General features: G+C 63.1%; 14 protein-coding genes. 7 read left to right on the top strand and 7 right to left on the bottom strand.

What is annotated here, in order from left to right; all coding sequences use genetic code 11:
• Positions 1–29 precede the first annotated feature (29 nt).
• Positions 30–2,015 carry a CocE/NonD family hydrolase gene (locus tag FJ424_RS01510; RefSeq protein ID WP_140650714.1) on the bottom strand — a complete coding sequence of 662 codons (1,986 nt, stop codon included), beginning with the start codon at positions 2,013–2,015 and terminating at the stop codon, positions 30–32.
• 186 nt (positions 2,016–2,201) lie between these two features.
• On the opposite strand from FJ424_RS01510, the gene FJ424_RS01505 reads away from it, so the two are divergent.
• Together FJ424_RS01505 and FJ424_RS01500 are read left to right on the top strand one after the other, a co-directional pair.
• Positions 2,202–2,456 carry a BrnT family toxin gene (locus FJ424_RS01505; RefSeq protein WP_140647138.1) on the top strand — a complete coding sequence of 85 codons (255 nt, stop codon included), beginning with the start codon at positions 2,202–2,204 and terminating at the stop codon, positions 2,454–2,456.
• Positions 2,443–2,754, top strand: coding sequence for a BrnA antitoxin family protein (locus FJ424_RS01500; protein ID WP_140647137.1), 312 nt, complete (start codon positions 2,443–2,445; stop codon positions 2,752–2,754). The genes FJ424_RS01505 and FJ424_RS01500 overlap by 14 nt, the downstream gene beginning before the upstream one ends.
• Before the next feature lie 10 nt (positions 2,755–2,764).
• Here the strand turns inward: FJ424_RS01500 and FJ424_RS01495 are convergent, their stop codons facing one another.
• The 4 genes from FJ424_RS01495 to puuE are packed head-to-tail and all read right to left on the bottom strand — an operon-like array spanning position 2,765 to position 6,162.
• On the bottom strand, positions 2,765–3,358 hold the full coding sequence (locus tag FJ424_RS01495) for a nucleoside deaminase (protein WP_140650711.1): 594 nt from the start codon (positions 3,356–3,358) through the stop codon (positions 2,765–2,767).
• A 10-nt stretch (positions 3,359–3,368) separates the two neighbouring features.
• Positions 3,369–3,860, bottom strand: a complete 492-nt coding sequence (locus FJ424_RS01490) for an ureidoglycolate lyase (RefSeq protein ID WP_140650709.1) — start codon at positions 3,858–3,860, stop codon at positions 3,369–3,371.
• Positions 3,857–4,717: a bifunctional allantoicase/(S)-ureidoglycine aminohydrolase gene (locus tag FJ424_RS01485; protein WP_140650707.1), complete on the bottom strand. Its 861-nt coding sequence runs from the start codon at positions 4,715–4,717 to the stop codon at positions 3,857–3,859. The genes FJ424_RS01490 and FJ424_RS01485 overlap by 4 nt, the downstream gene beginning before the upstream one ends.
• A 20-nt stretch (positions 4,718–4,737) precedes the next feature.
• Positions 4,738–6,162, bottom strand: a complete 1,425-nt coding sequence (gene puuE, locus FJ424_RS01480; protein ID WP_140650704.1) for an allantoinase PuuE — start codon at positions 6,160–6,162, stop codon at positions 4,738–4,740.
• Between the two features lie 168 nt (positions 6,163–6,330).
• Between puuE and uraH the strand changes: the two genes are divergently transcribed.
• The 4 genes from uraH to xdhC all read left to right on the top strand — a co-directional run bounded on the left by uraH (position 6,331) and on the right by xdhC (position 11,604).
• Positions 6,331–6,705: a hydroxyisourate hydrolase gene (gene uraH, locus FJ424_RS01475; protein WP_140647132.1), complete on the top strand. Its 375-nt coding sequence runs from the start codon at positions 6,331–6,333 to the stop codon at positions 6,703–6,705.
• 3 nt (positions 6,706–6,708) lie between these two features.
• On the top strand, positions 6,709–8,184 hold the full coding sequence (gene xdhA / locus FJ424_RS01470) for a xanthine dehydrogenase small subunit (RefSeq protein WP_140650701.1): 1,476 nt from the start codon (positions 6,709–6,711) through the stop codon (positions 8,182–8,184).
• Entirely contained in the window at positions 8,184–10,547 is a 2,364-nt protein-coding gene (xdhB, locus tag FJ424_RS01465; RefSeq protein ID WP_140650698.1) for a xanthine dehydrogenase molybdopterin binding subunit, read from the top strand. Before xdhA ends, xdhB begins: the two co-directional genes overlap by 1 nt.
• A 154-nt stretch (positions 10,548–10,701) precedes the next feature.
• Positions 10,702–11,604: a xanthine dehydrogenase accessory protein XdhC gene (xdhC, locus tag FJ424_RS01460; protein WP_140650695.1), complete on the top strand. Its 903-nt coding sequence runs from the start codon at positions 10,702–10,704 to the stop codon at positions 11,602–11,604.
• Between the two features lie 30 nt (positions 11,605–11,634).
• Here xdhC and dps read toward each other — a convergent pair whose 3' ends face one another.
• Positions 11,635–12,123 (bottom strand): DNA starvation/stationary phase protection protein Dps, encoded by a 489-nt coding sequence (dps, locus tag FJ424_RS01455; RefSeq protein WP_140650693.1) that lies wholly within the window; start codon positions 12,121–12,123, stop codon positions 11,635–11,637.
• Positions 12,124–12,342: 219 nt separating this feature from the next.
• Between dps and FJ424_RS01450 the strand changes: the two genes are divergently transcribed.
• A complete protein-coding gene (locus tag FJ424_RS01450; RefSeq protein WP_140650690.1) occupies positions 12,343–13,173 on the top strand; it encodes a PhzF family phenazine biosynthesis protein in 831 nt (276 codons plus the stop codon).
• A 94-nt stretch (positions 13,174–13,267) separates the two neighbouring features.
• Here the strand turns inward: FJ424_RS01450 and FJ424_RS01445 are convergent, their stop codons facing one another.
• Positions 13,268–14,188, bottom strand: coding sequence for a LysR family transcriptional regulator (locus FJ424_RS01445; protein WP_140545059.1), 921 nt, complete (start codon positions 14,186–14,188; stop codon positions 13,268–13,270).
• Between the last annotated feature and the right edge of the window lie 120 nt (positions 14,189–14,308).

Here is a 14,308-nt window from a genome sequence, read left to right as displayed (position 1 = left end):
ACGTCGCATTTGGCCCAATCTGCCCTGGCTCAAACCAGGGCGCGGGGAATCGCCTGCTCGAAGCCGCGCTCGAAGACCAGTTTTTCACCCTCATAGGCTTCGATTCTGGCGCTGACGATGAAGTTGCCGGCGTCCGATCGCATCTCGGCAAAAGTTTCAGTCCGCACCGACCATTCATTGCGCGACAATGTCTGCGTCCAATGCGTGGCTCCGGTGGCCGACAGCGGGTCATCGGGATGGATCGTCCATGTCTCGCGCACGATGCTGCCATTGACCAGCCCATGGTCGAGGTCGCGCACCTCGCCGAAATCGTCGATTATGGAAAGCGTGACAAGACCGGTCTTCTCGTCGCGGCCGACATGGCGTTCGGAATTCGCCGGGCGGATCGTCTCGGTCGCCCAGGGTGTCGCGCCTTCCGGCTCTGGAAACGAAACCTCATTGCCTTTCGCCAGCGGGCGCAACGGCAGCTTCAGCGTCGCCGTCGCGAGATCGAGCCGCACCGACTCCGGCGAGGGCCAGATCATCGGCCAATAGGCGGTCGAAACGGCGACGCGCAATTTGTGGCCGGCCGGCACCCGGTAGGCGCATTGGTCGAGCACGACGCGCGCCGAAACCGTCTCGCCGGGAATTAGCGCTTGCGGAAATTCATGCGAGTTTCGGTGCGTGAGATTGAGCACACCATAGGAGATCAGCTCCGAGGCCCCATCGGGATGCACGTCGCAGAGGCGAACCGCGATGTTGGCCTGGGGTCGATCGGAAGCAACCCGGACCTCGAGCTCCGGCGCCCCGACGATGTCGATCGCCTCGCCGAGTTCAGGCTGGTCGAAACAAACCGAAAGCGCGTCATCGGGACGCTGGTCGCCCGGCAATTCCGGTCCGAAGGTGAAGGGAAAATACTCGCCGCCGGCAAGCCCGCAGGTCTGCGGCGACGCGACGATCGAAGGCTTTGCGCCCGCGGAAATGAGTTCAATCGCCTCGACCTTGATGTTTGAGGACGGCCATTCCTGTTCCGCGACCCAGCGGCCCGGCCGCTCGGGATGCCAGCGCGCCGGCCGCACACTGTCCATGACATAGGCGCGATAGTCCGGATCGGCCTCGACGCCGGTCTCCGCGCCCTTCAGCCAGTGGTCCCACCAGCGCAACGCCTCCTGCAGGAAGCCGATGGCCGGATTGGGCCCGGCGTAATGCGGGTATTTGTGGATCCAGGGGCCGACGATGCCTTTGACCGGCGATTGGATGCTGGAGACCAGATTGGAGATGGTGTTGCGGTAGCCGTCATGCCAGCCGCCGATCGACAGCACGGCCGCTTTCATCGCCGAAAAATCCTCGCAGATCGAGCCGCGCTTCCAATAGGCGTCGCGATGCTGGTGGCTGAGCCAGAGCGGCAGGAGAAAAGACTGGTTCTCCAGCCGGCTGAGCCACAGGTCGCGCCAGCGATTGCCGCCGGCGATCGCCGGGTCCGGCGGCCGCGACGAATAGGACAGCATCGTCGAGGCCCAGCCGAAATTTTCCAAGAGCACGCAGCCGCCCTTGTAATGGATGTCGTCGGCATAGCGGTCGACGGTCGAGCACAGGCTGATCACCGCCTTCAGCGCCGGCGGCTGCTTCGCCGCCACCTGCAGGCAGTTGAAGCCGCCCCAGGAAATGCCCATCATGCCGACATTGCCGTTGCACCAGGGCTGCGCGGCCGCCCAGGCGATGACGTCGCAGGCATCCTGCAGTTCCTGCTCGGAATATTCGTCGTCCATCAGCCCTTCGGAATCGCCATTGCCGCGCATGTCGACGCGGATCGAGGCGTAGCCGTGCCCGGCGAAATAGGGATGGGTGAGCTGGTCGCGAAAAATGGTGCCGTCGCGCTTGCGGTAGGGCAGGTGCTCGAGGATCGCCGGCACCGGTTTGTCGGCCGCGTCCTCGGGCATCCAGATGCGCGCCGACAGCCGGCAACCGTCCGGCATGGCGATGCCCATATCGGGAAATTCGACGACTTTTCGGGGGAATTCGGTGACGGTTTTCATGGGGCGCATAACGCCCCGCTGCGCTGCGACTTTCAATCGCCATTCGCGACTGGAGCAGCGAAATATGCGACCTGGGTCGTTAGCGAACGCACCCTCCGATCATCCAGCTTATTCTTGTGTCTCTCGATTAATTTGTGTATTACGTTTATTCACGTGGCCTGACGCAGACACACTGGATGATCTCGCCTGAAAATCGTTTGGGATGAGCCAAAACGGGTGACGAACCTCGCAAACCGGGGTCTCGACTTCTCCGATCTCGATATCGAGTTTTTTGCCACGTCAATCGTCCTCCCGGCCAAGGCCGGTCGGCTGAAGGCGATTGGAGAATTTGGAGGGATCATTCTCGCCGTGATCTTCAAGCCGCTTGGTTCCGAAGCGATCTCGGTGATCTCGATGCGTCATGCCAGCCGAAAGGAAAGGTCCGTGTATGAGCAACACTAAGTCACACATTCGGCGGCTTACCGATGCCGAGGAAGCCGAAATTCAAAGACAGATTGCTGCTGATCCCGAGGACGGGGAGGCGACCGACGAACAGCTGACACAAGCCAAGCCTTTCGCGGAAGTGCTCCCGGAGCTTTTCGAGAGCATAAGGCGTTCCCGTGGCCGACCGACCCTGGAGAAACCAAAGCAAGTCGTCTCCATCCGCCTGGACCAGGATGTCGTCAGAAAATTCAAGGCGACCGGCAAGGGCTGGCAGGCAAGGATAAATGAAGTGCTGAAAAACGCGAAGGTAAGGTAGGCTATACGCGTCAGTTCAGCGGAATGTCGTTCTCGGTCTTGCTGGCCTGATAGGCGCCTGACAGCTCGTCATAAAGCGTCGAAATCCTGCCGATGCGCGCTTCCAGACGGTTGCGTTCGGCCTCGGGCAAAGCCCGCACCAGCCTGCGGATGGAGAAACTTTTCCAATAGGCGTTCTCGGCATTGTAGCCGCCTGGGTCGAGGGTGAAGACCTCTTTCAGGATCTTGAGGTCGTGCGGGATTGCAAAATTGTCGCGTGAATCCTCATGGCTGAACAGGTAGTAGAAATTGTCGAAGCCAGTCCAGGTGATTGCCGATAGGCAGAGCGAGCAGGGCTCATGCGTTGTCAGGAAGATCGCATCCTTCGTGTCGACGCGCTCGGCCTTGGGCATTTCGTAGAAGCGCTTCAGGCAATGCACCTCGCCATGCCAGAGCGGGTTTTCGATCTCGTTGTTGGTCTCGGCCAGCATCAGCGAGCGGTCGTCTTTCCGCAGGATCGCGGCGCCGAACAGCTTGTTGCCATGGGCGACGCCTTCGGCGGTCTTGGGCACGATGTCGTGCTCGATCACGTCGAGCAGGCGGTCGATCAGCGAAATGTCGGTCATGGGAAAGCTTTCAGGGGAGGTGGATCTCGTAAGGGTGCGAGAAATGGAATTCTTCGAGATTGGAACCCTCGCCGCCGCGGTCGACGATGAGGAAATCCTGTTCCTCGCCGATCGGGGTGAGCACGCCGTGCCACAGGTTGCGGCGGTAATTGATGCCCTGTCCGGGGCCGGCGAGAAAGGCATGCGGCTCACCCGGCCCATCCTTGGTGTCGTGGCAGACGACGACCAGGAACGGGCGTGGCGACAGCGGGATGAAGGCTTGGCTGCCGAACGGATGGCGCTCGACCATGGTGAGCTTCAGCGGCATTTCGTAAGGCGTACCGCGCACCATCGAAATCAGCACGCGCGCATTCGGTCCGGCGGCCTCCGCAGTGGCGAGGTCGTGATAGCGCATCGCCCGGCCGCCATTGATCGGGTAGCTGTTGTCGCCACCCATGTCGATGACGTCGCCGAAGGGCGCGAAGTTCTCGCGGGTCAGCGGTCGGGCGACGATGCGGCTCACCGCGCCTTGCCCCCAAGATAGCCGCCAAGCCTGGCATGACGGTTGACGTCCTTGTACAGCAGATAACGGAAATTACCGGGGCCGCCGGCATAGCAGGCCTGCGGACAAAAGGCGCGCAGCCACATGAAGTCGCCGGCTTCGACCTCGACCCAGTCCCGGTTGAGGCGGTAGACCGCCTTGCCTTCGAGCACATAGAGCCCGTGCTCCATGACATGCGTCTCGGCGAAGGGGATGACCGCGCCCGGCTTCAGCGTCACAATGGTGACGTGCATGTCGTGGCGCATGTCGGCTGGGTCGACGAAGCGGGTCGTTGCCCAGCGCCCCTCCGTGCCCGGCATCGGGCTCGGCGCCACATCCTGGTCACTCGAGAAGAAGGCTTCCGGCGCGTCGAGGCCGTCGACAGCCTCATAGGCCTTGCGGATCCAGTGGAAGCGGGCAACAGCGCCGCTTTTGTTGCGCACCGTCCAGCCACTGGATGGCGGCAGGAAGGCGAAGCCGCCGGGAGCAAGCACGTGTCCTTTGCCGGCAAGCGATACGGTGAGTTCGCCCTCGACGACGAACAGCACGCCCTCGGCGGCGGCATCGAGTTCCGGCCGCTCGCTGCCGCCGCCGGGCAGAACCTCGACGATGTATTGCGAAAAGGTCTCGGCGAAGCCCGACAGTGGCCTTGCGATGATCCAGGCCCTCGTCTTGTCCCAGAACGGCAGCGGACTGGTGACGATGTCCTGCATCACGCCCCTGGGGATGACCGCATAGGCCTCGGTGAAGACGGCGCGGCCGGTTAGAAGCTCGTTCTGGCCGGGATGGCCGCCATGCGGGGCGTAATAGGTTCGCTCGGCAGTCTTGATCATATCCATGGGTCCTGGCCCTCAAAACATTACAATGGAAGCATGTCTTTCAGCCGAAGCAGGGCGATGCGTTCGACCTGTCTGCAGGCGGTTTCGAACTCGGTGCCGCGGCTGTTGCCGATCCGCGCCTCGAACTCCGTCAGGATTTCGTCCTTGCTCTTGCCCTTGACCGCGATGATGAAGGGGAAGCCGAAGGTGGTGACGTAGGCGGCGTTGAGTTTCGAGAACAGCTCGCGCTCCTTGTCGGTCAGCGCGTCGAGCCCGGCGGAGGCCTGTTCCTTGGCTGATTCCACTGTCAGGCGCCTGGCCTTGGCCAGCTTGCCGGCGAGGTCCGGGTGGGCGTTCAGCACGGAAAGCCGTTCGGCTTCGCTCGCCGCGCGGAAGACGCGGCAGAGCGCGTTGTGCAGGCCGCCGGCGCTGTCATGCGCAGGGCCGAGCTCCAATTCGTAGGCGCGCTCGGCGATCCAGGGCGAATGCTCGAACACGCCGCCGAAGGCATGCACGAATTCCTCGAATTCCATCCGCGACGGACGCAGCGCCGGCGCCTCGTAGGGGTGCGTTTCGCGCCAGTGTTTGGCGATGTCGACGCGCCGCGTCAGCCATACCTTGTCGTGCGACTTCACATAGTCGACGAAGCGCTTCAATGCCGCCAGCCGCCCGGGACGGCCGACCAGCCGGCAGTGCAGGCCGATATTCATCATGCGCGGCCGGCCTGCCTTGCCCTCGGCATAGAGCGTGTCGAAACTGTCCTTCAGATAGGCGAAGAACTGGTCGCCCGAGTTGAAGCCCTGCGGCGTCGCAAAACGCATGTCGTTGGCGTCGAGCGTGTAGGGGATGATGAGTTGCGGTTTCTCCAGCCCGTCGCGGTCGAACCAATAGGGCAGTTCGTCGTCATAGGTGTCGGAGACATAATCGAAGCCGCCTTCCTCGGCGACGAGCCGCACCGTGTTGACCGAGGTCCGGCCGGTGTACCAGCCGGTCGGGCGTGCGCCGGTGACCTCGTAATGCAGCTTGATCGCCTCTTCGAGATCGCGCCGCTCGTCCTCGGCCGCATGGTCGCGATAGTCGATCCATTTCAGCCCGTGCGAAGCGATCTCCCAACCAGCCTCCTGCATGGCGGCCACTTGGTCGGGCGAGCGCGCCAACGCCGTGGCGACGCCGTAGCAGGTCACCGGCACCTGCGCTTCGGTGAACAGCCGATAGAGCCGCCAGAAGCCGGCCCGCGCGCCATACTCGTAGATCGATTCCATGTTCCAGTGGCGCTGGCCGAGCCAGGGAGCCGCCCCAACGATCTCCGAAAGGAAGGCCTCCGAAGCCTTGTCGCCGTGCAGCACGCAGTTCTCGCCGCCTTCTTCATAGTTGACGACGAACTGCACCGCGACATGCGCGCCGGCGGGCCATTTCGGGTCCGGCGGATTGGCCCCATAACCGCGCATGTCCCGATCGTAACGCATTGCCACTCCTGCCCGATGGTTGAGATGAAGATATCGAAAGGAGTGCGCACGCATTCCCCCGAAAATTTTTGAAAGTGCTTTTTGCCGCACTCCGCTCGACCGGGGCTTATGCATCGCCTTTAATTGGCGCACAATCGACCTGAAACGTATCGGGATGGGAGGCGGCCAGTGGCAGAAACGTCGAAAGCCGATGGCGGGCGTCTGACGACCCACGTGCTTGACACCGCGACCGGCCGGCCGGCAAAAGGACTATCGATCGAGCTTTTTCGCATCGAAGGCCAGAGCCGCACGCGTCTCAAGACCGTGACCACCAATGACGACGGCCGCTGCGACGCGCCGCTGCTGGCCGACGCCGATTTCCTTACCGGCGAATATGAGCTGGTCTTCGCCGCTGGCGACTATCTGCGCGGCCAGGGTATCGACCTGCCCCAACCCGCCTTTCTCGATATCGTGCCGATCCGCTTCGGCATGGCGGAGCAGCGGCATTATCACGTCCCGCTCTTGATTTCGCCCTATGGCTACTCGACCTATCGGGGGAGCTGAGACATGGCTGAGACCCGCAATCAAATACGCTTTATCCTGAACGGCAACGACGTGGCTCTGAAGGACGTCGCGCCCGATGCGACGCTGCTCGACTGGCTGCGGCTCAACCGCTCGCTGCGCGGCACCAAGGAAGGTTGCGCCGAGGGCGACTGCGGCGCCTGCACGGTGTTAGTCGGCAAGCTCTCCGCCGAAGGTCTCGTCTACGAAAGCGTGAATGCCTGCATCCGCTTCATGGGCTCGCTCGACGGCACGCATGTCGTGACTGTGGAACACCTGCGCGGCGACGGTGAGAAACTGCATCCGGTGCAGCAGGCGATGGTCGATTTCCACGGCTCGCAATGCGGCTTCTGCACGCCGGGCTTCATCATGTCGCTCTATGGGCTCTGGATGAAGACCCCCGATCCGTCCAACGCCGCGATCGAAAAGGCGCTGCAGGGCAATCTCTGCCGCTGCACCGGCTACGAGGCCATCATGCGCGCCGCGCACGCCATTTCGAGCTACGGCAAGGCGTCGAAGGACCCGCTGGCGGTGGAGCGCAAGGACATCACCGCGCGTCTGAGCGTGTTGCGTGATGGCGCCAGGGTCGAGATCGGGTCGGGCAAGGCGCGATTGATCGTGCCGGTCAGCGTCGACGATTTCGCCGCTTTGCTCGAAAAGGAACCGGGCGCCACCATCGTCGCCGGTTCGACCGATGTCGGCCTGTGGGTCACCAAGCTCATGCGCGACATCTCGCCGGCGATCTTCATCGGTGGCCTCGACGGCTTGCGTACGACGTCGGAGAAGGATGGCGTCATCACCATCGGCGCAGGCGTCACCTACACCGAAGCCTTCGAGACGCTGTCGAAGCGTATCCCGGCATTGGGACCGCTCGTCGACCGCATCGGCGGCGCGCAGGTGCGCAACATGGGCACGATCGGCGGCAACATCGCCAACGGCTCGCCGATCGGCGACACGCCGCCGCCCTTGATCGCTCTCGGCGCGCAGCTGACGCTCCGCAAGGGCAAGGCGCGTCGCACGATACCGCTCGAAACCTTCTTCATCGCCTATGGCAAGCAGGACCGTCAACCCGGCGAATTCGTCGAATCCGTGCATGTGCCCGTGCCGGCAAAAGGAACGAAGTTTGCCGTCTACAAGGTCACCAAGCGCCGGGACGAGGACATCACGGCGACGCTCGGCGCATTCTACCTGACTTTGGCCAAGGATAGCACGGTGGTCGACATCCGCATCGCCTATGGCGGCATGGCGGCGACGCCGAAGCGCGCCGCGGCGGTCGAGAAGGCGCTGATCGGCAAGGTCTGGAACGAAGAGACCGTGGAGGCCGCTATGGCCGAATATGCCAAGGACTTTACGCCGCTGACCGACATGCGCGCGACCGCCGAATACCGGGCGCTCGCGGCAAAGAACCTCTTGCTGCGCTTTTATATCGAGACGACCGGAACGAAGGCGCCGTTCCAGATCTCGCGCAACGAGGCGGCCTGATGAACAAGCACGCAACTCCCAATCTCAAGGCGGAAAAAATCGCCGGCGGGGTCGCCACCGACCAGCGGCACGATTCCGCGCACAAGCATGTCAGCGGCGCCGCCGTCTATATCGACGACATGCCGGAGCCTGCCGGCACGCTGCATGTTGGCCTCGGCCTCTCCAAGATCGCGCACGGCACGCTAAAAAGCGTCGACCTGACGGCGGTGCGCTCGGCGCCCGGCGTGATCGATGTGCTGACCTATGCCGATGTCCCCGGCGAGAACGATGTCTCGCCGAGCAACATGCATGACGATCCGGTGCTCGCCGAAGCCAACGTGCAGTTTTACGGGCAGCCGATCTTCGCAGTGGTTGCCGAGACGCGCGAGGAAGCGCGCCGCGCCGCGCGTCTCGCAAAAATCGAGTATGACGAGCTTCCGGCCGTCATCGACATCTGGAACCTCGATCCGGTCAAGGACAGGCAGGTCACCACGCCGCTGACCCTGAAGCGCGGCGATGCCGCCGCGGCGATCGCGGCGGCTCCCCGCCGCATCAAGAACCGCATGTGGCTCGGCGGCCAGGACCACTTCTATCTCGAGGGCCAGGTTTCGCTGGCAATCCCTGGCGAGGACGACGAGGTGATCGTCTATTGCTCGACGCAGGGCCCGAGCGAGACGCAGCATCTGGTCGCGCATGCGCTCGGCGTGCCGAGCCATGCTGTCACGGTCGAAGTGCGCCGCATGGGCGGCGGCTTCGGCGGCAAGGAAACCCAGGCCAACCAATGCGCGGCGATCGCCGCCATTGCCGCCAAGAAATTGAAGCGCGCGGTCAAGATCAGGCTCGACCGCGACGAGGACATGACCGCCACCGGCAAGCGGCATGATTTCGCCATCGATTATGAAGTCGGCTTCGACGATGAGGGCAACATCCTCGGCGTCGACTTCACCTATGCGCTGCGTTGCGGCTTTTCCGCCGATCTGTCCGGTCCGGTCGGCGACCGCGCGCTGTTCCACTGCGACAACGCCTATTTCTATCCGGCGGTGCACGCCAAGTCGGCGCCGCTCTACACCAACACCGTCTCCAACACCGCCTTCCGCGGCTTTGGCGGCCCGCAAGGCATGGTCGGCGCCGAGCGCGTCATCGACGAGGTGGCCTTCGCCGTCGGCAAGGACTCGCTCGAAATCCGCAAGCTGAACTTTTACGATCCCATGGAGGCGATCGGCGAGCGCAGCATCACGCCCTACCACCAGAAGGTCGAGGATTGCATCATCCAGCGCATCGTCGCCGAACTGGAGGAAAGCGCGAACTATGCGCGGCGCCGCCGCGAGATCAGCGCCTTCAACAACAACAGCCGGTTCGTCAAACGCGGGCTGGCGATGACGCCGGTGAAGTTCGGCATCTCATTCACCAAGACAGAGGCCAACCAGGCCGGCGCGCTGGTGCATGTCTATGCTGACGGTTCGGTCCACCTGAACCATGGCGGCACCGAGATGGGCCAGGGCCTGCATCTCAAGGTGGCGCAGGTCGTGGCGGAAGAATTCCAGATCGATCTCGACCGGGTCAAGATCACCGCGACCACCACCGCCAAGGTGCCGAACACCTCGCCGACGGCCGCGTCTTCCGGCGCCGACCTCAACGGCATGGCGGCGCAGGACGCCGCCCGCCAGATCCGCAAGCGGCTGACCGACTTCGCCGCGGACAAATACCAGGTGCCGCACGACCAGGTCGTGTTCCTGCCCAACCGGGTGCGCATCGGCAATCAGGAAGTGGCCTTCAACGATCTGGTCAAGCAGGCCTATATCAACCGCATCCAGCTCTCGGCGGCCGGTTTCTACAAGACGCCGAAGATCCATTGGGACCGTAGCAAGGGCCGCGGCCATGCCTTCTACTATTACGCCTATGGCGCGGCCTGCTCGGAGGTCTCGGTCGACACGCTCACCGGCGAGTATGTCGTCGAGCGCACCGACATCCTGCACGACGCCGGCCGCTCGCTGAACCGGGCGATCGACCTCGGCCAGATCGAGGGCGGGTTCATCCAGGGCATGGGCTGGCTGACGACGGAGGAATTGTGGTGGGACGATAGCGGCCGGCTGCGGACGCATGCGCCGTCGACCTACAAGATCCCGCTCGCTTCCGACCGTCCAAAGATCTTCAACGTCAAGCTGACCGACTGGTCGTCGGCCTATGAGCCGACCATCCATCGCTCAAAGGCCGTGGGCGAGCCGCCGCTGCCGCACGGCATGTCGGTGCTGCATGCGCTGTCGGACGCGGTCGCGAGCGTGGCCGACCATAAGATCTGTCCGCGCCTCGACGCGCCGGCGACGCCGGAGCGGGTGCTGACGGCGATCGAGCGGTTGAAGCGGGAAGCCGAAAAGCCGGCCTAAAACGTGCAATTCGGCCGAAAAACACTATATTTTGGCGCTAGGGCATGATCCCGAAAAGTGGGAACCGGTTTTCGGAGAAAGATCATGCTCCAACGAAGCGTTAGATCGTGAGGGCGGTTCAACGAAACGCCATCACGATCTAGGAATGCAGACGATGAACTCGAAAGTGCAAAGCCTGAAGACGTTTTTCGGCCAAGCTGGCCGGGTCGCTCTCGTCGAGGTGGCGGCCACCAAAGGCTCGACACCGCGCGAGGCCGGCGCCTTTATGCTTGTCTCTTCGTCATCGATCTTCGGTACGATCGGGGGCGGTCAGCTCGAATATATGGCGATCGACAAGGCGCGGCAGATGCTGCGCTCCTCGCCTCGCGACAATGGGGAGGGTGAACAGGCCCGCATAGAGGTCGATGAGGTCTGCGCCACGCTCGACGTGCCGCTCGGGCCGGAAATCGGCCAATGCTGCGGCGGACGTGTCGAGGTACTGATCAGATTGGTCGATAGGACAATCGAAGAAAGGCTGATCGCCAACGCTGAATCGGAAGAGGCGCATCTTCCGCATGTCTATATCTTCGGCGGCGGCCATGTCGGCCAGGCGCTGGCCGCGTCGCTGGCATTGCTGCCGATCCATGTCGTCGTCGTCGAGACCCGCGCCGAGGCGCTGGAAGGCATGCCGGAAACGGTGGAGACCCGGCTGACGCCGATGCCCGAAGCAGTAGTGCGCGAGGCGCCGGCTGGGTCGGCCTTCGCCATCCTAACGCATGACCATGCCTTGGATTTCCTGATCGTTGCCGAGGCGCTGAAACGCGACGACACCGCCTATGTCGGCATGATCGGTTCGAAAACCAAGAAAGCCACCTTCCGGAACTGGTTCCTGAAGTCGGCCGAGGGCAGCGAGGCCGAATTCAATCGCCTCATCTCGCCGATCGGCGGCAATGCGATGAGGGACAAGCGGCCGCCGGTGATCGCCGCGCTTGCCGCCGCCGAGATCATGACCGCGCTGGTGTCGCGTGCCTCGGATACGCCAAGCGCAGCCAGTGCTGAAAAGGCGATGGCCGGCTGATCCGGCCGGCCAAGCAAGAACAGTTCCCGGTTATTCCTTTTCCTGCGTGTGCGCCTCGAGGAACCACAGCAATTTATCGAGCGAGCGAGAATAGGCGGTAAAGATATCGGCGGTGTCGGCATCGCCGGCGTCGTCCGCCTCGTCGATCGCTTCGCGGGTCAGCTTGGCCGCCGCCGCATAGCGGTCGATCAGCGCCGCCAGATGATCCTTGGTCTTGTGGATGTCGGTCGGATAGGGTTTTAGCCTGGTCGTCTTCGACACGTCCTGCGAGGTGCCATGCGCGGTGCCGCCGAGCTGGACGGCGCGCTCGGCGACGATGTCGACATGGCCGTCGATCTCCTCGCGGAATTCATCGAGCATCTCATGGATGGCGATGAATTGCGGGCCTTTGACGTTCCAGTGCGCTTGCTTGGTGATCAGGGCCAGGTCGATGGCGTCGGCAAGCCTGGCGTTGAGCAGGTCGATCGATTCCTTCTTGGCATCGGATTTGAGGTCGTTCTTGGTGACGATGGCGTCCATGGTCGGCTCCCTGTCGCGGCTGCGTCGGTTGATGAAAGCTGAAGGCGGCCCGAGCGACCGCCAATCGTCAGAACGACGATGACCAGAAATTCGTTCCGCATTGGATTGAGGAGCCTGATTGCAGCTGTGACTGGCGCTCACCGCTGCTCGCCGCTTTCTTCATTTCCCAAAACGCTCCCAAGCGTGTTTGTTGCCCCTTGCGAAAACGGGGTCAGGACCATGGATGTATTGAAGATCGCAGCATTTTCAGACGGCAACACCGGCGGTAATCCGGCCGGCGTGGTGATTGGCGAAGCCTTGCCCGATGCGGCCGACATGCAGCGCGTCGCGGCCGAAGTCGGCTTTTCGGAAACCGCCTTTGCCGCGCCCGAAGGCGATCAATGGCGCGTGCGCTACTTTTCGCCGGAATCGGAAGTGCCGTTCTGCGGCCACGCAACGATCGCGCTGGGCGCGGCGCTGGTCAGGAAATTCGGCGACGGCGTCTTCAAGCTGATCCTCAATCAGGCCGACATCACCGTCGAAGGCTTTCGCGATGGCGCAAACTTTGCCGCCGCCCTGCAATCGCCACCGACGCGCAGCAAGGCCGCATCGTCGGAACTGGTCGGCGAAGCGCTCGCCTTGTTTGGCTATCAGCCGGGCGATCTCGACCCTGCCATTCCGCCGGCGCTCATCCATGGCGGCGCCGATCATCTCGTGCTGGCGCTGAAGTCGCGCGAGGCGTTGGCCGCCATGGCCTATGACTTGAAGCAAGGCCAGTCCTTCATGCGGCGCGAGGACCTAGTCACCATCCTGCTTGCCTATGCCGAGACGCCGCGCCTCTTTCACACGCGCAACCCCTTCGCGTCCGGCGGCGTCTACGAGGACCCGGCGACGGGTGCCGCGACCGCTGCCTTTGCCGGCTATCTGCGCGATCTCGGCTGGCCGCATGGCGGCGCTATCGACATCGTCCAAGGCGAGGACATGGGCATGCGCTCGCGCCTTCATGCCGATATTCCGCCCGCGCCGGGCAGCTCGGTCAGGGTGTCTGGAACGGCCAGGCTGATGGACTGAGCTGAAGCAATTCCAGAAAAGATGTGCCGCGGTTAGGCTCGGGTGCCTTCGCAGCAGCCTTCCGTCCGGAATCGCGACGCAACGCTACCGGCCCTTACTTTCCGGCCAGGAGGTCCTTGATCAGCCGCTGGCAGCGCTCGGCCATGAAGTCGAGCAACAGCCGCACCTTCGGATCCTGCAGCTTCTTGTGCGGATAGACGGCGGCGAACTGCACCGGCGTCGGCGGCGCCTGGGGAAGGATCACCTTCAAGCGCCGGTCGCGGATGAACGGCTCGACCTCGAAACGCGGCTTGTTGATGATGCCGCGCCCCGACAGCGCCCAGCCGGTCAGCACGTCGCCGTCGTCCGTGTCGTAGGGACCATGCACCTCGAACTTCTGCGGACCGTTCGGCGTCTGCAGCGTCCAGACATATTCGCGCGCGCCGGCATAGCGCAGCATCAGGCAGTCGTGCTTCTTGCCGATCAGTTCCTGCGCCTCGGCAGGTTCGCCGCGCGCTTCCAGATATTTTGGCGCCGCCACCAGCACGCGTTCGCATTCCATGATGCCGCGCATCCTGAGGCTCGAATCCTCGATGATGCCGAGCCGGAAGGCGACGTCGATGCCTTCCTTCATGATATCGACATTATGGTCGGAAAGCCGAAGCCGCACCTCGATATCGGGATATTTGTCGTGAAAATCCGGAATGCCGGAAGCGATCAGCCGGCGGCCGAGGCCGAGCGGTGCCGTAACCCTGATCGTGCCGCGCGGCTGGCCGGAAAGTGCTGCGACCGCGGCTTCCGCCTCGGTGATCGCATCCAGCACCTGCTTGGCGCCGGTGTAGAACACCGTGCCGTGCTCGGTCGGCATCAACTGCCTTGTCGTGCGGTTGAACAGCCGGACGCCCAGATGTTTTTCCAGTTCCTTGATGCGGTTGGAGGCGACCGCCGGCGAGATTCGCATGTCGCGCCCCGCCGCCGACAGATTGCCGAGCTCGACGACACGGACGAAGACGGCAATGTTGTCGAGATAGGCCATGCGGGTTTCGTCGTTTCAAGCGGTTGCGAAAGGCAACCCTAGTATTTTCCATTTTTTTTTGAAAGTCATCGCGCACCTCGCCTCTTTTCGTTTGCGCGCCAGACCGTAAAGTCGCTCTCA

Source organism: Mesorhizobium sp. B3-1-8, assembly GCF_006439495.1.
In the GTDB taxonomy this organism is placed as follows: Bacteria; Pseudomonadota; Alphaproteobacteria; order Rhizobiales; family Rhizobiaceae; genus Mesorhizobium.
Note: the sequence above shows the minus strand (reverse complement) of the source record. Positions and strands in the feature narration are given on the sequence as shown.

Coding starts and splice junctions, on each gene's coding strand:
- FJ424_RS01450 (WP_140650690.1), top strand. CDS start 12,343: ATGGATGTATTGAAGATCGCAGCATTTTCAGACGGCAACACCGGCGGT.
- FJ424_RS01500 (WP_140647137.1), top strand. CDS start 2,443: ATGAGCAACACTAAGTCACACATTCGGCGGCTTACCGATGCCGAGGAA.
- xdhB (WP_140650698.1), top strand. CDS start 8,184: ATGAACAAGCACGCAACTCCCAATCTCAAGGCGGAAAAAATCGCCGGC.
- FJ424_RS01485 (WP_140650707.1), bottom strand. CDS start 4,717: ATGGATATGATCAAGACTGCCGAGCGAACCTATTACGCCCCGCATGGC.
- FJ424_RS01445 (WP_140545059.1), bottom strand. CDS start 14,188: ATGGCCTATCTCGACAACATTGCCGTCTTCGTCCGTGTCGTCGAGCTC.
- dps (WP_140650693.1), bottom strand. CDS start 12,123: ATGGACGCCATCGTCACCAAGAACGACCTCAAATCCGATGCCAAGAAG.
- xdhC (WP_140650695.1), top strand. CDS start 10,702: ATGAACTCGAAAGTGCAAAGCCTGAAGACGTTTTTCGGCCAAGCTGGC.
- FJ424_RS01510 (WP_140650714.1), bottom strand. CDS start 2,015: ATGAAAACCGTCACCGAATTCCCCCGAAAAGTCGTCGAATTTCCCGAT.
- puuE (WP_140650704.1), bottom strand. CDS start 6,162: ATGCGTTACGATCGGGACATGCGCGGTTATGGGGCCAATCCGCCGGAC.
- FJ424_RS01495 (WP_140650711.1), bottom strand. CDS start 3,358: ATGACCGACATTTCGCTGATCGACCGCCTGCTCGACGTGATCGAGCAC.
- xdhA (WP_140650701.1), top strand. CDS start 6,709: ATGGCTGAGACCCGCAATCAAATACGCTTTATCCTGAACGGCAACGAC.